Annotated in this window: 15 protein-coding genes and 1 pseudogene; 9 read left to right on the forward strand and 7 right to left on the reverse strand. The window is 65.7% G+C overall.

Annotation, left to right across the window (positions count from 1 at the left end):
* Positions 1-35: 35 nt before the first annotated feature.
* Both CFB45_RS19920 and CFB45_RS19925 read right to left on the reverse strand, forming a co-directional pair.
* Entirely contained in the window at positions 36-923 is an 888-nt protein-coding gene (locus tag CFB45_RS19920) for a DUF4261 domain-containing protein (protein WP_089427019.1), read from the reverse strand.
* Between the two features lie 215 nt (positions 924-1,138).
* Positions 1,139-1,591: a type II toxin-antitoxin system RatA family toxin gene (locus tag CFB45_RS19925; RefSeq protein ID WP_089427020.1), complete on the reverse strand. Its 453-nt coding sequence runs from the start codon at positions 1,589-1,591 to the stop codon at positions 1,139-1,141.
* Between the two features lie 191 nt (positions 1,592-1,782).
* Here CFB45_RS19925 and CFB45_RS19930 point away from each other — a divergent pair, with 191 nt between their 5' ends.
* Positions 1,783-2,823, forward strand: coding sequence for a bifunctional nicotinamide-nucleotide adenylyltransferase/Nudix hydroxylase (locus CFB45_RS19930; protein ID WP_089427021.1), 1,041 nt, complete (start codon positions 1,783-1,785; stop codon positions 2,821-2,823).
* A gap of 73 nt (positions 2,824-2,896) precedes the next feature.
* Positions 2,897-4,330 (forward strand): nicotinate phosphoribosyltransferase, encoded by a 1,434-nt coding sequence (locus CFB45_RS19935; RefSeq protein WP_089427022.1) that lies wholly within the window; start codon positions 2,897-2,899, stop codon positions 4,328-4,330.
* A gap of 85 nt (positions 4,331-4,415) precedes the next feature.
* On the opposite strand, the gene CFB45_RS39510 is transcribed toward CFB45_RS19935, so the two are convergent.
* The 3 genes and pseudogenes from CFB45_RS39510 to CFB45_RS19955 form a co-directional block, all read right to left on the reverse strand.
* Positions 4,416-5,432, reverse strand: a complete 1,017-nt coding sequence (locus tag CFB45_RS39510) for a hypothetical protein (RefSeq protein ID WP_256978288.1) — start codon at positions 5,430-5,432, stop codon at positions 4,416-4,418.
* Positions 5,433-5,665: 233 nt separating this feature from the next.
* Positions 5,666-5,893: pseudogene (locus tag CFB45_RS19950) on the reverse strand (PLP-dependent aminotransferase family protein); the annotation flags it as partial.
* 27 nt (positions 5,894-5,920) lie between these two features.
* Positions 5,921-6,880 (reverse strand): LysR family transcriptional regulator, encoded by a 960-nt coding sequence (locus CFB45_RS19955; RefSeq protein ID WP_089427024.1) that lies wholly within the window; start codon positions 6,878-6,880, stop codon positions 5,921-5,923.
* A 119-nt stretch (positions 6,881-6,999) separates the two neighbouring features.
* Here CFB45_RS19955 and CFB45_RS19960 point away from each other — a divergent pair, with 119 nt between their 5' ends.
* The 5 genes from CFB45_RS19960 (at position 7,000) to CFB45_RS19980 (ending at position 12,771) form a co-directional block, all read left to right on the forward strand.
* The gene (locus tag CFB45_RS19960) at positions 7,000-8,274 is read left to right on the forward strand and encodes a CaiB/BaiF CoA transferase family protein (protein ID WP_089427025.1); all 1,275 of its coding nucleotides are present in this window, start codon (positions 7,000-7,002) and stop codon (positions 8,272-8,274) included.
* The gene (locus CFB45_RS19965; RefSeq protein WP_089427026.1) at positions 8,267-9,406 is read left to right on the forward strand and encodes an acyl-CoA dehydrogenase family protein; all 1,140 of its coding nucleotides are present in this window, start codon (positions 8,267-8,269) and stop codon (positions 9,404-9,406) included. The genes CFB45_RS19960 and CFB45_RS19965 overlap by 8 nt, the downstream gene beginning before the upstream one ends.
* A gap of 31 nt (positions 9,407-9,437) precedes the next feature.
* Entirely contained in the window at positions 9,438-10,187 is a 750-nt protein-coding gene (locus CFB45_RS19970) for an electron transfer flavoprotein subunit beta/FixA family protein (RefSeq protein ID WP_089424812.1), read from the forward strand.
* Positions 10,188-10,203: 16 nt separating this feature from the next.
* Positions 10,204-11,136, forward strand: a complete 933-nt coding sequence (locus CFB45_RS19975) for an electron transfer flavoprotein subunit alpha/FixB family protein (protein ID WP_089427027.1) — start codon at positions 10,204-10,206, stop codon at positions 11,134-11,136.
* A gap of 204 nt (positions 11,137-11,340) precedes the next feature.
* Positions 11,341-12,771 carry a purine-cytosine permease family protein gene (locus tag CFB45_RS19980; protein WP_089427028.1) on the forward strand — a complete coding sequence of 477 codons (1,431 nt, stop codon included), beginning with the start codon at positions 11,341-11,343 and terminating at the stop codon, positions 12,769-12,771.
* An 8-nt stretch (positions 12,772-12,779) separates the two neighbouring features.
* Here CFB45_RS19980 and CFB45_RS19985 read toward each other — a convergent pair whose 3' ends face one another.
* Positions 12,780-14,246, reverse strand: a complete 1,467-nt coding sequence (locus CFB45_RS19985; RefSeq protein ID WP_089427029.1) for an aminotransferase-like domain-containing protein — start codon at positions 14,244-14,246, stop codon at positions 12,780-12,782.
* Positions 14,247-14,372: 126 nt separating this feature from the next.
* Between CFB45_RS19985 and CFB45_RS19990 the strand changes: the two genes are divergently transcribed.
* Positions 14,373-15,260 (forward strand): DMT family transporter, encoded by an 888-nt coding sequence (locus CFB45_RS19990; RefSeq protein WP_089427030.1) that lies wholly within the window; start codon positions 14,373-14,375, stop codon positions 15,258-15,260.
* A 58-nt stretch (positions 15,261-15,318) separates the two neighbouring features.
* On the opposite strand, the gene CFB45_RS19995 is transcribed toward CFB45_RS19990, so the two are convergent.
* Positions 15,319-15,687, reverse strand: coding sequence for a VOC family protein (locus CFB45_RS19995; protein ID WP_089427031.1), 369 nt, complete (start codon positions 15,685-15,687; stop codon positions 15,319-15,321).
* Positions 15,688-15,764: 77 nt separating this feature from the next.
* On the opposite strand from CFB45_RS19995, the gene CFB45_RS20000 reads away from it, so the two are divergent.
* Positions 15,765-16,466 (forward strand): helix-turn-helix transcriptional regulator, encoded by a 702-nt coding sequence (locus CFB45_RS20000; protein WP_089427032.1) that lies wholly within the window; start codon positions 15,765-15,767, stop codon positions 16,464-16,466.
* Positions 16,467-16,485: the final 19 nt, after the last annotated feature.

Here is a 16,485-nt window from a genome sequence, read left to right on the forward strand (position 1 = left end):
CCCTGCGCCGTGCAGCGAGATACGGCGAGGTGAAATCAGCGATTGATCTGATCCGCCGAGATCAGCTCGGCCACCAGCACCTGCGCGGGCCCTTGCAGGTAATACTCTTGCTCGAGCGGCTCACGCAGCTTCATGAACGTTTCCGCGCCGATCTGCATCGTTTCGCCTGCGTGCATGCGCGCGCCGCTTTCCAGCAGGTAGTGCATCACGTTGTTGAAGATGCCCGAATAGCGTTCGCCTTCATGATGGCCTTCCGCGAGCGCGGCGAAATCGGGCAGGCCGAACACGTCGGCGCCATAGGTGCGCATCCACACGCCGTTGACGCCTTCGACTTCGTATTTCACGAAGCCGCAGAAGAACAGGTTCAGCGGGATGTCCCGCAGCACTTCGAGGCTTTCCGCGCCGAGTTCCTTCGCATTGAAGACGCCGGCCGGCAGCGACGTGTGCGCGTGCTCGTTCAGCACCGCGAGGCCGTTTTGTTCGGCGAGCGCGCCGGCGACGGCCGCCAGCGCGACATACTGGTCGAGCGGATTGGCTTCGTGCCCGGCGTAGTAGAGGATCACGTGGCTGCGGCTCGCGCGCACTTGCTGCTTCAGGTCCTGCCCGTAGTGGGCCGGCGCGACACACGCTTCCAGGGCCTCGGACGGATAGGGTGCGTCGAAGCCGACGAGCCGGACGACGTGGTTGCCCCAGCCGGCGAGCCCGAATACCTGCGCGAGCGTCGGCTCGGTCTCGACGCGCGCCTGCTTCATGCTCGGGTGGTACGCGCGCAGCGCGGCCGTCAGCGCGGCGATATCGACCTGCAGCGGGCCGTCGAAGACGACCGTCACGCTCAGCGGGTTCTCGACGTCGGGTGCCGCGACCAGCGCGACGGGGTTGTCGGGTTCTTCCTTGCGGCCAAAGAATCGGGATATCAGGCTCATTGGAGTAGGTTCGTGTCGAAGCCGTTGCAGGGAGCGGTGCCCCGTTCTCTCGGTCGGGGCGCGCCGTCGGGGTGACGGCCGCCCGTAGTTTCCCCGGGTTCGGCGAATCTGGCAAATGCGCGGTGCATGCCGGAGCGGCGCGGCAATGGCGCGTTCGGACGCATTAGATGGGAAGTGGCGCGGACGAGCCGGGCCGTACGGCCCGAGCTCGCCGGTCAGTGCGGCAGCGCTTCGGCTTCGGCCCAGCGCTTGAACGAATCGAGACGCCGGCGCGTCTGCACGAGGTAGAACGCGCCGATCAGCGGTTCGAGCAGCCAGCGTAGCCAGGCCGGCTGGGCGCGGAAGTGGTACGTGAATTTCACGTCGGTCGTGCCGGGCGTGTGCTCGGTGAAGTTCCAGCTGCCGCTGAAGCGCTCGAGCACTTTCGGCCCGTCGACCATTTCGACGGCGGCGACCTGCGGCGGACGGTACGAGATGTAGCGCGATACCATCGTTGCGCCCGACTGGCTGCGGCAGAACGCATCGACGCCGACGTCGGCCGTCATGCCGTCGAGCAGGTAGGCGTCGGTGAGGAAGCTGTCCCACACGAGCCGACGCGCGTAATCCTGCGACCACGTGAAGAGGCGTCTGCGATCGACGCCGACGGTGCGGCTGACTGAGATCCTCATGATGGCGGGCGCCCTGGCGCGGATTAGGATGAAATCGAGTGTAACCCGCCAATAACGCGCGTTTCGTCAGACTTCGTCAAGTCGAGGAGGGGCTCGAACGGGCTCGATTGACGCACCTCGGGATTTCCCCTAGGATTCGTTTCAACCCTTCGGGAAAGACCCGAAGCGTTTCAATCTCTTGAGGGAGCCTCATGAGTACGCAACAGAACCGGCGCTTCGACGCGCTCGTTTTCATTGGTCGTTTCCAGCCTCCGCATCGTGGTCACCTGAACGTGCTGAAGTCGGCACTGAGCCGGGCCGAGCGCGTGTGCGTGCTGATCGGATCGACCGACAAGCCCCGCACCATCAAAGATCCGTTCTCGTTCGACGAGCGCCGCCAGATGCTGGCTTCGCTGTTCGACGCGTCCGAGCGCGACCGCGTCACGATCGCGCCGTTGCAGGATTCGACCTACAACGACGGCGACTGGGTGCGCTGGGTGCAGGACGCCGTCGCGTCCGCGCTCGGCGACATCGCGCAGCGCAAGGTCGGGCTGATCGGCCACGAGAAGGACGCCACGTCGTATTACCTGCGGATGTTCCCGCAATGGGAGCTCGTCGACGTCGATGCGACCGAAGACATTTCCGCCACCGAGATCCGCGACCAGTATTTCGCCGAACGCACCAACAGCTTCGTGCAGTGGGCCGTGCCGGAACCCGTGTTCGGCTGGCTCGAGCGTTTCCGCACGCAGCCGGAATTCGCGCAGCTGAAGTCGGAGGCCGAATTCATCGCCGGGTATCGCAAGGCGTGGGCGGCGGCCCCGTATCCCGTCACGTTCGTGACGGTCGACGCGGTGGTCGTGCATTCGGGCCATATCCTGCTCGTGCGCCGCCGCAGCGAGCCGGGCCGCGGCCTGTGGGCGCTGCCGGGCGGGTTCGTGAATCAGGACGAGCGGCTCGACGCCGCTTGTATCCGCGAGCTGCGCGAGGAAACCGGCCTGAAGCTGCCGGAGCCCGTGCTGCGCGGCTCGATCAAGGATCGCCAGGTATTCGATCACCCGACGCGCTCGCTGCGCGGCCGCACGATTACGCATGCGTGCCTGTTCAACTTCCCGACCGGCGAGCTGCCGCGCGTGAAGGGCAGCGACGACGCCGACAAGGCGCGCTGGGTGCCGCTCAACGAATTCGCGCAGATGCGCAACGTGATGTTCGAGGATCACTTCGACATCGCGTATCACTTCCTGGGGAAGCTGTGATCCGCTGATTCCCCGCATTCCGTCCGCCGCGACAGACGCGGCGGCACTTCAACGGCCTAGAGGAGCTCTAGCCATGCAAAACGATCTCGGCGGCTTTGCCGCGGTTCTCGCCAATCCGATCCTCAACACGGATTCGTACAAGGCTTCCCACTTCCTGCAATATCCGCCCGACGCGTCGGCGATGTTCTCGTACGTCGAATCGCGCGGTGGCCGCTACGACCGCACGGTGTTCTTCGGCCTGCAGATGCTGCTGAAGGAATATCTGTGCAAGCCGATCACGCACGCGATGATCGACGAGGCGCGCGATTTCTTCACGGTGCATGGCGAGCCGTTCAACGAGGCAGGCTGGCGCTATATCGTCGAACGCTACGACGGCTACCTGCCGGTGAAGATCCGCGCGGTGCCCGAGGGCTCGGTCGTGCCGGTGCACAACGTGCTGATGACGGTCGAATGCGACGACCCGCAGGTGTTCTGGCTCGCGTCGTATCTCGAGACGATGCTGCTGCGCGTGTGGTATCCGGTGACGGTTGCGACGCGAAGCTGGCACCTGCGGCAGACGATCCGCCGCTTCCTGGAAAAGACCGACGACGATCTCGCGCAACTGCCGTTCAAGCTGCACGACTTCGGCGCACGCGGCGTGTCGAGCGCGGAGTCGGCCGCGATCGGCGGTGCCGCGCATCTCGTCAACTTCATGGGTTCGGATACGGTGCTCGGCGTGCTGGCCGCGAACCGCTTCTATCGGGAGCCGATGGCCGCGTACTCGGTGCCGGCGGCCGAGCACAGCACGATCACGTCGTGGGGCCGCGAACACGAAGCCGATGCGTACCGGAACATGATTCGCCGCTTTGGTCTGCCCGGCGCGATCGTGTCGGTCGTGTCGGACTCCTATGATCTGTTCGCCGCGCTCGATCTGTGGGGCGGCGAGCTTCGGCAGGCCGTGCTCGATTCCGGCGCGACGCTGGTCGTGCGGCCCGATTCGGGCGACCCGGTGGCGATCGTGCTGCAGACCGTGCGTGCGCTCGACGCATCGTTCGGCTCGACCGTGAACGGCAAGGGGCGGCGCGTGCTGAATCGCGTGCGCGTGATTCAGGGCGACGGTGTCGACGAACTGTCGATCGACGCGATTCTGTCCGCGCTCGACGACGCGGGTTATGCGGCCGGCAACGTCGTGTTCGGCATGGGCGGCGGGCTGCTGCAGCAGGTGAACCGCGATACGCAGCGCTTTGCGATGAAGTGCTCGGCGATCCGGCGCGGCGACGTGTGGCACGACGTCTGCAAGGATCCGGTCACCGATCAGGGCAAGCGCTCGAAGAAGGGGCGGCTCACGCTGCTGCGCAGTTTCCGCACCGGTGAGTATCGGACGACGACGCTGCCTGCCGCGTGGGACGACCGGATGCTGGAAGGCGAGTGGGAGGACGCGCTGGAGACGGTGTTCGATACGGGGCGCCTGCTCGTCGATACGTCGTTTGCGCAAGTGCGGGCGAGGGCGCACGCGGGGGAGGTGTGAGGCAGGCGGCGGGGCGGCGTGAGAGGCTCGGGTCACGCCGTCGCCGACGCGATGCGATCGCGATGTCGTTTGGCTGCGGACTACCTTAGTGAAGGGCTCTGGATGTCGGCGTGGTATGCGGATCACCGCACAGGCGCCGACATCCATCGTTGCAAAGCGGCACCAGTGTCAGTCCGATCTGAAGATAACCTTCGTAACCGGCGCTGTCTTTCGGATACGGTTTCGAGATGATGTGGGTATCAGACCAGATGTTCTCGTTCTTGACGCCGAGTTGTGTCAGGTATTCCTTCAGATTCGCCGCTCGTCGTAACGCGAGCGCTTGTGGATTGACTTCCCCGATGTAGGCGCCGGCAGTGACGATGCCACGAATCTCTGCATCCGGCCATTGACGCGCGCGAATGACCATCTCCGCAATTTTGACGCGATCCTCGTTAGGGATCGCGTCGGAATTGAGCGGGACGCTGTCAAGCATGTCTTCCGAAACGGTACAAGCCGTGGATGAAATCGAAAACGAGAGGCAGGACCAGACCGCGATGCTGATCACACGTGCAAGAAATTTCACCACAGAATCCTGTCGTCGAAAAATGAAATGGAGCAGGCAATGCTGTCTGCATTGTCGATCGCTACATCCGGACGCGGCTGAGCCCAGTAATTCAGGCCGGCGCCGAACCCATAGATTTCGTCTTCCGAGTTGAATGTGTCGACGTAGTGCGTGCATTCGTGAATCAGGACTTTCAGTTTGAAGTTGGTAGAAAGCCGGGCATCGGGAAGTGCGCAGAAGTTTGGGTAATCTGGTGTCGAGTCTTCGACGGACTATGTCATCTGATCGGCCGAACCAAGTCTGGACGCGGCGCTGTTCTTCCTGATCCCAAGCGGCGAGGCCATGAATTCGCTCGCGAATCAGGACAATTTCAGCGTCGCGCAGCCGAGCAATCAGGCGCCTGAATGTTTTGTTCGACATGTTTTCGCAGATTTGCGCCATGTCGAGTTCGATGGTGTGAGTGGATCCCGGTGTGGTGTTTGTATAGGTGGTTCCGCCGCATATCCATTCGTCGCATTCTTCGTGGTGCGTAGCGTCGCGTGAATCGAAGTTCTCGCTCATTGATTCGATAGTTATCCGGAAGAGGAGGAAAACTATCGACTGACGGAGGCATGCTCGTCTATTGGTCGTGTACGATTTGCGAAACGAGGTATCCCGAACGACATGCTCTATCGGATGTCGGCCTGCTTGGCTGCAGATGCCGAAGGCAGATTACCGATTCATTCCGTAGTTGTCCGCCCGATTGCCGGGCTTCATCATTCTCCAGCATGGATACGGTGGCTCGCGCGCATCCGCACGCCGCCACGCGGCTCCGTCCAGATCCTGAGCCCGGCGCGCGTGACGCGCCGGAGCGTTTCGCCCATCGCGTCCGCGAGGCGCGCACGCAGGCTGTCGACGTGGCGCCGGTACGTGCCGTCGACGAGCAACCGGTGGACGACGTTCGCGCCGATCTGCGCATGGCCGAACGACGTCGTGAGCTTCAGGTCGACGAGCACCTCGATCCATTCCGGGCGCGCGGCAACTGGCCGAGCGTTCGCGTGTTGCATCGCCTAACGGGAGATCGTCGTGCTTGGCCGCATACCCGTGCGTTCCGACGCGGGTAGCCCCGTGCGCGTACGCATCGCGTCGGCGACCGCGTCGCGTACGCAGGCCGCTGCGATTTCCGACGCACGGGTACGCGCCGCGCGCACAAGCCGGGCGATCACCAGCGGCTGGATCACCGTCGATTCCCGGATCGGACACTCGACGACGAGCGGCGAGCGCGTGACCGCCGGACTCTGCGTGATCAGCAGCGACACGCCGAGCCCACTCGCGACCATCGCCCGCACGAGTTCGATCGACACGGCGCGATAGCGGACGTTCGGCGACAAGCCGCATTGCCAGAACGGCGCCATCAGGAAGTCGCGGCTGTGCGGCAGGTCGATCAGGATGAATGGATGCTTGGCGAGATCGTGCAACGAAATCGCACGCTTGCGCTTCGCGAGCGCGGACCCGGCCGGTACGAGCGCATAGGGCCGTAGTTCGGCAAGGCATTCGCGCTCGATGTCTTCGGGCAAGCCTACGTCGTACATCAGTGCGAAGTCGATCTGCTGCTTGTGCAGTGCCATGTCGAGCTGCGCGAGATCGCCTTCGACAAAACGGATGTCCAGCCGTGGATGACGCTGCTGCGCGAGTTCCAGCACGCGCGGCAAATAGACCGGCGCAATCGTGCTGAATACGCCGATTTGCACGACGCCGCCCGGTTCGTCGCCCGCGTCGTCGGTTGCGAACGCCGACGCCGATGCCAGCAACTGACGTGCCTCCGCGAGCTTGCGCTCGCCGAAGTGCGTGAGCGTCATTCGCGTGCCCGCGCCGCGCGTGAACAGCGGGTCATCGAATAGCGCTTCGAGCTCGCGGATCGCCACCGAGATCGACGGTTGCGACACGTTCAGCGCGACCGCGGCCGCGGTCGTGCTGCCCGCTTCCGCGGCCGCGACGAAATAGCGAAGCAGTCTCAGCGACAGAGCCATGTCGAACCCATACGAAAATCTTATAGGAGTTAATTTATTCCGATATTTTATCTGATTGCCACACTCGAACAGAATCACCGCATCGGCCTACTCGGCCCGACCTTCAGGAGAGAGATGCCGTGACTGTGTCCAGGCTGCCGCTCGACGGCATACGTGTGATCGATTTTTCCCGGGTGCTCGCGGGGCCGCTGTGTTCGGCGCTGCTCGGCGACCTCGGCGCCGACGTGATCAAGATCGAGCCGCCCGCCGGCGACGACTATCGTGCGATCGGTCCGTTCGCGAATGGCGAGAGCGGGTTGTTCGCTGCGATGAACCGCAACAAGCGCAGTGTCGTGATCGACCTGAAGACCGCCGACGGGCAGGCGCTGGCGCAATCGCTGTGTGCGCAGGCGGACGTCGTCGTCGAGAATTTCCGCCCGGGCGTGGCCGATCGCCTCGGGATCGGCTATGCGGCGCTGTCGGCGCGCAATCGGGCACTGATCTACGCGAGCGTATCGGGATTCGGGCAGACCGGCCCGGAGTCGCACCGGCCCGCGTACGACATCATCCTTCAGGCGATGTGCGGCCTGATGGACGCGACCGGTTCACCGGACGGCGACCCGACGATGGTGGGCGATTCGGTGTCCGATGTGGTCAGCGGGATCTTCGCGTCGTGGGGCGTGCTGGCCGCACTCGTCGCACGCGATCGCACCGGCGAGGGCTCGCACGTCGATGTGTCGATGTTCGATGCGACGATGAATCTGACAGCAGCGCTGGTTGCACGCTATGCGACCACCGGCGTCGCGCAACCGCGCGTCGGCAATCGCCATCCGACGTCCGCGCCGTTTGGCGCGTATCGCGCGGCGGACGGTCATTTCGTCGTCGCGGTGCTCAACAACAAGCTGTTCAGCCTGCTTGCCGACACGATCGGCCATCCGGCGCTGGTCGACGATCCGCGGTTCGCGTCCGATGCGTCGCGTTGCGAGCACGAGGCTGCGTTGCGCGCCTGTATCGAACAGTGGGCCGCAACGCGTTCGGTCGCGGACGTCAACGCGTCGCTGAGCGCAGCGGGCATTCCGGTCGCACCGATCCGGAGCGTGCGGCAGGCGCTCGAAAGCGAACAGGCCCGCGTGCGGCGCCTGCTCGTCGAAACGACCGCGGCCGACGGCTCGACGATCCGGCTGCCCGTGCAGCCGCTGAAGTTTTCCGCGTATCCCGGCACGCGCACGACGCGCGCACCGCAACTCGGCGAGCACACACGCGAGGTGCTTGAGCGCATGCTCGGCCTCGACGACGCGGCGATTGCCGCGCTCGCGAAGGCCAGCGTGGTCCACGCGGCCGCCGACGCGGTCGATGCCAGTGCGGCGGTGACGCTCCATCAAACCAAAACCCGTCAGGAGATGAACGATGCTTAAACGACTGGGCGTGAGCGACGCCGACCTCGAAATCGCCGATGCGATTCGCCGTTTCGCACAGGCCGAACTCGCGCCGCATGCGGCGCAGGTCGATCGCGACGAAACCTCGACGACGTGCTACGTGCCGGCGCTGGCCGAACTCGGCGTGATGGGCATGAACCTGCCGGAGCGCTGGGGCGGAATCGGGGCATCGCCGGCCGCGATCATCCTCGCGCTGGCCGAGATCGCGAACGCATGCGCAGCGACGTCGTCGATGATCGGCGCGCACTATCTGGCGACCGATTCGGTGCTGATCGGCGGCGACGACGCATTGCGTGCGCGCTACCTGCCGGACGCTGCGACCGGCGCCAAGCTCGGCGCGTTCGCTCTGACCGAGCCGCAGGCCGGCTCCCATCCGGCGGGGATGACCACGCAGGCGGTGCGCGACGGCGACCGCTACCGTCTTCGTGGGGTGAAGCACTTCATCTCGAATGCGGACGCCGCGCAATTCATCGTCGTCTACGCGAAAACTGCGCCCGAACTCGGGACGCGCGGGATCAGCGCATTCGTCGTCGATCGCGATACGCCGGGCGTGTCGGTGTCGTCGCCGGAGAAGCTGATGGGCATCCACGGCGCGCCCGCGCACGAAGTCGCATTCGATTGTGTCGTGCCGGCGTCGAACCGGCTCGGTGAAGAGGGTAGCGGCTTTCGCACCGCGATGAAGGTGCTCGACAACAGCCGCCTCGACGTCGCGGCGACGAGCCTCGGGATCGCGGAAGCGGCGCTGGGCGATGCGATCGACTGGGCGAAGCAGCGCCACGTCGGTGGCGAACCACTCGCAAGCAAGCAGGGGCTGCAGTGGCGTTTCGCCGACATGAAGACGCAGCTCGAAGCCGCCTGGCTGCTGACGCTGCAGGCCGCTGCGCGGCGCGCGGCCGGCGAGCCGTTTACCGACATGGCATCGATGGCGAAGCTGTATGCGTCGGAGATGGTCGCGTTCGTGACGGACGCCGCATTGCAGATCCACGGCGGCTACGGCTTCACGCGGGAAATGCGGATCGAGCGCCTCATGCGTGATGCACGGATCCTGCGGATTTACGAAGGCTCGTCGGAGATCCAGCGCACGGTCATTGCACGCACGATGCTTGCATGACGGTGGTTGAAACCGGACTGGGGAACGAATGATGAAGATACTGGTGCCAGTGAAAAGAGTGGTCGATTACAACGTGAAGGTCCGCGTGAAGTCGGACAACACGGGTGTCGACATCGCGAACGTGAAGATGTCGATGAACCCGTTCGACGAAATCGCGGTTGAAGAAGCCGTGCGCCTGAAGGAAGCGGGCGTGGCGACCGAAGTGATCGCCGTATCGGTAGGCGTCGCGCAAGCGCAGGAAACGCTGCGTACGGCGCTGGCGATCGGCGCGGATCGCGCGATCCTCGTCGAGTCGAACGACAGCGTCGAGCCGCTGGGCGTCGCGAAGATCCTGAAGGCGCTGGTCGACAAGGAACAGCCGCAACTGGTGATCCTCGGCAAGCAGGCAATCGACGACGATTCGAACCAGACGGGCCAGATGCTGGCTGCGCTGGCAGGCCTCCCGCAAGCGACGTTCGCATCGAAAGTCACGGTGGCTGACGGTAAAGCAACGGTTGCACGCGAAGTCGATGGCGGTGCGGAAACGCTGTCGCTGACGCTGCCGGCCGTGATCACGACCGACCTGCGCCTGAACGAGCCGCGTTACGTGACGCTGCCGAACATCATGAAGGCGAAGAAGAAGCCGCTGGAAACCGTGAAGCCGGAAGACCTGGGTGTCGACGTCGCGCCGCGTCTGAAGACGCTGAAGGTGGTCGAGCCGCCGAAGCGCGCGGCCGGCGTGAAGGTGCCGGACGTGAAGACGCTGGTCGAGAAGCTGAAGACCGAAGCCAAGGTGCTGTAAGAGGGAGCGGAAAGAAATGACGATTCTGGTGATTGCAGAACACGATAACGCGTCGATCAAGGCCGCGACGCTGAACACGGTGGCGGCGGCAGCGAAGATCGGCGGCGACATTCACGTGCTGGTCGCGGGCCACAATGCGCAAGCGGCCGCGGATGCAGCAGCGAAGATCGCTGGTGTGTCGAAGGTACTCCTGGCCGACGCGCCGCAACTCGAAGCGGGCCTCGCGGAAAACGTCGAAGCGACCGCGCTGAACATCGCGAAGGATTACTCGCACATCCTCGCGCCGGCGACGGCCTACGGCAAGAACATCGCGCCGCGCATCGCCGCGAAGCTGGACGTCGCGCAGATCTCGGACATCACGGCAGTCGATTCGGCCGACACGTTCGAGCGCCCGATCTACGCGGGCAACGCGATCGCGACGGTGCAGTCGAGCGATCCGATCAAGGTCATCACGGTGCGTGCAACGGGTTTCGATCCGGTGGCAGCGGAAGGCGGCAGCGCATCGGTCGAGAAGATCGAAGCGGCAGCTGATGCAGGCAAGTCGCAGTTCGTGAGCCGTGAAGTGACGAAGCTGGACCGTCCGGAACTGACGAGCGCAAGCATCATCGTGTCGGGCGGCCGCGGTCTGGGCAGCGGCGAGAACTACACGAAGGTGCTGGAGCCGCTGGCGGACAAGCTGTCGGCAGCACTGGGCGCATCGCGCGCGGCAGTCGACGCGGGCTACGTGCCGAACGACTATCAAGTCGGCCAGACCGGCAAGATCGTTGCGCCGCAGCTGTACATCGCGGTCGGCATCTCCGGTGCGATCCAGCACCTGGCCGGCATGAAGGATTCGAAGGTGATCGTCGCGATCAACAAGGATCCCGAAGCGCCGATCTTCAGCGTGGCCGACTACGGTCTCGTCGGCGATCTGCACGAGCTGGTTCCGGCGCTGACCGTGTCGATCTGATTTCCCCCCAATCCGTCAGGATCGCCTGATCCTGCGCGCACCGTCTTCCCGTTGGGTCGGCGCGCGAACCCTGCACAGGACCTTTCCGGCTTCGCCGGCCGGTCGCCGTCGACGCACACCCGGGTGCGTTTGCGCGACCGGCTGGAACAGCTCCAGGGTCCGAGCGATTCCCAAGCGCAGTTTTCCACCGGTCAGGAGCCGAGCATGGAACGTACCGCTTCACCCGTCGCCCATTCATCGCTGATCGAGCGCCGCTCGATCGACTACATTCCCGAAGCCGAGCGCCACGGCAATCTCTTCAGTCAGTTCACCTTGTGGTTCGGCGCGAACCTGCAGGTCACGGCGGTTGTCGTCGGCGCGCTCGCGGTGGTGCTGGGCGGTGACGTGTTCTGGTCGCTGATCGGCCTGCTGGCGGGGCAGATGCTCGGTGGAGCGGTGATGGCGCTGCATGGCGCGCAAGGGCCGCAGCTCGGGTTGCCGCAAATGATCTCGAGCCGCGTGCAGTTCGGCGTGTACGGCGCGATCGTGCCGCTCGTGCTCGTCTGCGTGATGTATGTCGGATTCTCGGCGGGCGGTACGGTGCTGGCCGGACAGGCGATCTCGGAATTGCTGAGCGTCGACCATGCCACGGCGATTCTGATTTTCTCGGCGCTCATCGTCCTGCTCACGGGCCTAGGCTATCGCACGATTCATGCGATGGGCCGCGTCTCGAGTATCGTCGGCACCCTCGCGTTCCTGTACCTGTTCGCGAGCCTGTTGCACGGGCATGCGTTCAGCGTGCTGCTCGCGAATCGTCATTTCACGCTCGCGTCGTTTCTGCTCGCGGTGTCATTGTCCGCGTCGTGGCAGATCGCTTATGGCCCGTATGTCGCCGACTATTCCCGCTACCTGCCGAAGTCGACGTCGCCCAGGAAGACCTTTCTCGCGGTGTTCGCCGGTACCGTGATCGGCGCGCAGGTGTCGATGACGTTCGGCGTGCTGGCCGCCGCGCTCGCCGGCGATCGCTTTTCGGGGCACGAGGTCGCGTTCATTGTCGGCCTCGGCGCGACAGGCGCGATCGCCGCCGTGCTCTATCTGACGATCGCGCTGGGCAAGCTGACGATCACGACGCTCAATGCGTACGGCAGTGTCATGTCGGTTGCGGCGATCCTGACCGGATTCGGCGGCCGGCGCGAGATTTCACCGCGCACGCGCATCGTGTTCGTTTTGCTGACCGTCGCCGCATCGAGCGGCATCGCGCTCGCCGGACAGCACGATTTCCTGAAGGCGTTTTCGTCGTTTCTGCTGTTCCTGCTCGTGTTCTTCACGCCGTGGAGCGCGATCAACCTCATCGACTACTACTGCGTCACGCGCGGACGCTACGACGTGTCGGCGCTGTTCGATCCCGACGGCCGGTACGGGCGCTGGAACGTCGCGGGCATCGTGGTCTATGCACTCGGCGTGCTCGTGCAGATGCCGTTCGTCGCGACCGGGTTCTATACCGGGCCGTGGGTCGATGCGCTTGGCGGCGTGGACGTGTCGTGGATCGTCGGGATCGTCGTGCCGGGCCTGCTGTACTACATCGTGTCGCGCGGATCGACGGCGAACGTACCGGATCGACCGATCGCGCCGCGATCGGCCGGCGACGCCGAGTGACGCGACGTTCACGCGCGGGCAGACTCCGTGGGCCGCGCACCGCTGTCGTGCGGTGCCACCCGCACCGCCTCCATCGCCCGCGCCAGCGCATCGAACACCGCCGGTCCCTTGCAACGCGACACGTTGAAGCGCAGGTACGACGTTGCATTGTGCGAAGCGCTGAACACGTTACCGGGCGCGAGCACCACGTCGTGGTCCAGCGCATGGCGCGCGACGCGTGCGGCGTCGAGCCCGTCGGGCAACTCCGCCCACACGAACAGGCCGCCGCGCGGCTCCGTCCAGGTCCTGAGCCCGGCGCGCGTGACGCGCCGGAGCGTTTCGCCCATCGCGTCCGCGAGGCGCGCGCGCAGGCTGTCGACGTGGCGCCGGTACGTGCCGTCGACGAGCAGCCGGTGGACGACGTTCGCGCCGATCTGCGCATGGCCGAACGACGTCGCGAGCTTCAGGTCGACGAGCGCCTCGATCCATTCCGGGCGCGCGGCGACGTAGCCGCAGCGGATCGCGGCCGACAGCGTCTTCGAGAAGCTGCCGATCGACACGACCCGCGACAGCCCGTCGAAGGCCGCGAGGCGCGGTGCAGGCGTGCTCTCGAAATCCGCGAAGATGTCGTCCTCGACGATCAGCAGGCCGTGCTCGGCCGCGAGCGTCAGCAGCCGGTGCGCGACGGGCGCCGCGAGCGTTGCGCCGGTCGGGTTGTGCAGCGCGGAGTTGGTGATATACAGGCGCGGCCGGTGTTCGGCGAGCACCTGCTCGAAGCGCGCGAGATCGGGGCCGTTCGGCGTGTACGGGACGCTGACGATCCGCGCACGGTGCGCGCGCAGCAGCGCCTGGAAGTTGAAGTAGCACGGATCGTCGAGCACGACCGTGTCACCCGGCTCCAGCAGCAGCCGGCAGACGAGATCGAGCGCGTGCGAGCCGCCGTCGGTCAGCATGATCTGCGTGGGTTCGGCCTGGACGCCGTGCTGCGCAAGTCGCCAGGCGAGCTGCTGGCGCATCGCGGGCAGGCCGAGCGGTGTCGCATAGTCGGTCAGCGCGTCGGCTTCGTCGCGCGACGCGGCGCGCAGCGCGCGGCGCAGGCTCTCGTCGGGCAGCCACGACGGCGGCAGCCATCCGCAACCGGGCTTCACGGACGTCGGCGCCGCTTCGAGCGACTGGCGCGACAGCCACAGCGGATCGAGCCCGCGATCGAGCTGCGGGCCGAGATCGGCGAGCGCGAGCGGCGGCGCATGCCCCGACACATAGAAACCCGAGCCGCGCCGCGCGACCAGCACGCCTTCGCTCGCGAGCCGCTCGTACGCATCGACGACGGTCGATTTCGACACGCCCAGCGCGTCCGCCATCATCCGGATCGACGGCACGCGCGCGCCGGGCACCAGCGCGCGGCTCGCGATGCGTGCACGCAACGTATCCATCACGGTTTCCACCCGCGTGCGCGACGGGGTGGGTGGAACGGGAAGCGGGGCGGCCTGGCTCATGGCGAAGAATGAACTGTACGGCCGGTTGTCCAGTACAGTTTGTCCGAATTGTATTGGTCTGTAGCTTACGCGCTTTTCGCGGGCGGCGGATCATCGGTCATCCACTTTCCCCGTTCAGGATTTCCCGTGCAAAAGACGACCGACGGATGGCTCAGCGGCCTGCTGGGCGTGATCATCTTCAGTGGCTCGCTGCCCGCGACACGTATCGCGGTGCAGGGGCTCGATCCGCTGTTCCTCACCTTTGTGCGCGCGACGATCGCCGGCGCGCTCGGCCTGCTGCTGCTCGTCGGGCTGAAGCAGCGGCGCCCGACACGTGCCGAGGCGGTGTCGCTCGCCATCGTCGCGCTCGGGGTCGTGATCGGCTTTCCGTTGCTGACGGCGCTTGCGCTGAAGCACGTGACATCGGCGCACGCGATCGTGTTCGTCGGGTTGCTGCCGCTCGCGACCGCGCTGTTCGGCGTGTGGCGCGGCGGCGAACGGCCGCGGCTGCCGTTCTGGATCTTCTCGATCATCGGCAGCGGCGCGGTGGCCGCGTTTGCGTTGCGCAACGGCGGCCAGGCGTCGGTGGTCGGCGATGCGCTGATGCTGGCCGCGATCGTCGCGTGCGGGCTGGGCTACGCGGAAGGCGCCCGCCTGTCGCGCGAGCTCGGCGGCTGGCAGGTGATCTCGTGGGCGCTCGTGCTGTCGCTGCCGCTGATGCTGCCGCTCACGTGGTTCACCTGGCCGGTGTCGTTCGACGGGGTCGATGCTGCCGCGCTGTGGGGGCTTGCATACGTGTCGCTGTTCAGCATGCTGATCGGCTTCGTGTTCTGGTATCGCGGGCTCGCGCTCGGCGGGATCGCGGGCGTCGGTCAGTTGCAGCTGCTGCAGCCGTTCTTCGGCCTGCTGCTGGCGGCCGGCTTGCTGCACGAGACGGTGCCGCCGTCGATGGTCGCGGTGACGGTCGTCGTGGTCGGCTGCGTGGCGGGCGCGAAATACTTCTCGAAAATGGCGCCCGTGCGGCGCGCGGGCTGACGTACAAGCCTGAACCGATGCGCGGGCGCGACCGGTCGAAGGTCGCGTCCGCGCGCACTCAAGCGTCCGGCGTGCACACGCGCAAGCGGTGGCCGTCCGGGTCTAGCGCGACGAACGTCAGGCCGAACACGGCCGTCATCGGCGCTTGCTCGAACGGCACGCCGAGCGATTGCCATGCGTCGTACAGGCGCCTGACTTCGCGGTCGTCGTCGACCATGAACGCTAGTTCCGACCGGTGGCCGGCGCCGCCCGACACGAAATCGCGCGCACTGGTCGACCACAGGCCCAGGTGCAGCCCGTTGTCGAACGTGAACGCAGCATAGGTGGGAAACGCGGCGACCGGCGCGCGCCCGAACAGGCGCTCGTAGAACTGCGCGCTACGCGCCGGGTCCTCGACATACAGAAGAACGAGATTCGGGGAAGTCATGCGGAGCCATCCAGGGTTCGATTAAGATGCGTGTCATTCTATGAACGGATGCTGTCAGAAAGTGGCAGCATGGAACAATGACGCGTGCCGAACGATTGCTCTCGCTGCTGCAGGTGCTGCGGCGCCACCGCCGCCCGGTGAGCGGCCGCGTGCTGGCCGGGGAGCTCGGCATCAGCCTCCGTACGGTCTATCGCGATATCGCGTCGCTGCAGGCACAGGGCGCGGACATCGAAGGCGAGGCCGGTATCGGCTATGTGCTGCGTGCGGGATTCATGCTGCCGCCGCTGATGTTTTCGCAGGCGGAACTGGAAGCGCTGATGCTCGGCTTTCGCTGGGTCGGGAAGTTTGCCGATGCGCAGCTCACGGCGGCGGCTGCCGATGCACTCGCGAAGATTTCCGCGGTGCTGCCGGCCGAGCTGCGCCGCGAGATGGAATGCACGACACTGCTCGTCGGCCCGCGCACGATCGTGGACCGCGAAACCATCGACATGGGTGTCGTGCGCGCAGCGATCCGCACCGAAAGCAAGCTCGGGATCCGCTATGCGGGCGAGCGCCGGAAAACGATCGACGAACGAATCGTGTGGCCGTTCGCGCTCGGCTATTTCAATGACGTGCGGATCCTGGCGGCGTGGTGCGAAGACCGGAACGATTTCCGGCATTTCCGGACGGATCGCATCGTCGCGCTCGAACCGCTGGACGTGCGCTATCCGCGGCGGCGCGCGGCGTTGCTGAAGGCGTGGCGCGCGGCGGGTGCCGATGCGCGAGTGACGGTGAGGTAGTGGGCGGCCGGGGCGCGCA

This window comes from Burkholderia sp. HI2500, from assembly GCF_002223055.1.
Classification (GTDB): domain Bacteria; phylum Pseudomonadota; class Gammaproteobacteria; order Burkholderiales; family Burkholderiaceae; genus Burkholderia.

Coding starts and splice junctions, on each gene's coding strand:
- CFB45_RS39510 (WP_256978288.1), bottom strand. CDS start 5,432: ATGAGCGAGAACTTCGATTCACGCGACGCTACGCACCACGAAGAATGC.
- CFB45_RS19925 (WP_089427020.1), bottom strand. CDS start 1,591: ATGAGGATCTCAGTCAGCCGCACCGTCGGCGTCGATCGCAGACGCCTC.
- CFB45_RS19970 (WP_089424812.1), top strand. CDS start 9,438: ATGAAGATACTGGTGCCAGTGAAAAGAGTGGTCGATTACAACGTGAAG.
- CFB45_RS19975 (WP_089427027.1), top strand. CDS start 10,204: ATGACGATTCTGGTGATTGCAGAACACGATAACGCGTCGATCAAGGCC.
- CFB45_RS19930 (WP_089427021.1), top strand. CDS start 1,783: ATGAGTACGCAACAGAACCGGCGCTTCGACGCGCTCGTTTTCATTGGT.
- CFB45_RS19980 (WP_089427028.1), top strand. CDS start 11,341: ATGGAACGTACCGCTTCACCCGTCGCCCATTCATCGCTGATCGAGCGC.
- CFB45_RS19935 (WP_089427022.1), top strand. CDS start 2,897: ATGCAAAACGATCTCGGCGGCTTTGCCGCGGTTCTCGCCAATCCGATC.
- CFB45_RS19995 (WP_089427031.1), bottom strand. CDS start 15,687: ATGACTTCCCCGAATCTCGTTCTTCTGTATGTCGAGGACCCGGCGCGT.
- CFB45_RS19965 (WP_089427026.1), top strand. CDS start 8,267: ATGCTTAAACGACTGGGCGTGAGCGACGCCGACCTCGAAATCGCCGAT.
- CFB45_RS19920 (WP_089427019.1), bottom strand. CDS start 923: ATGAGCCTGATATCCCGATTCTTTGGCCGCAAGGAAGAACCCGACAAC.
- CFB45_RS19985 (WP_089427029.1), bottom strand. CDS start 14,246: ATGAGCCAGGCCGCCCCGCTTCCCGTTCCACCCACCCCGTCGCGCACG.
- CFB45_RS19955 (WP_089427024.1), bottom strand. CDS start 6,880: ATGGCTCTGTCGCTGAGACTGCTTCGCTATTTCGTCGCGGCCGCGGAA.
- CFB45_RS20000 (WP_089427032.1), top strand. CDS start 15,765: ATGACGCGTGCCGAACGATTGCTCTCGCTGCTGCAGGTGCTGCGGCGC.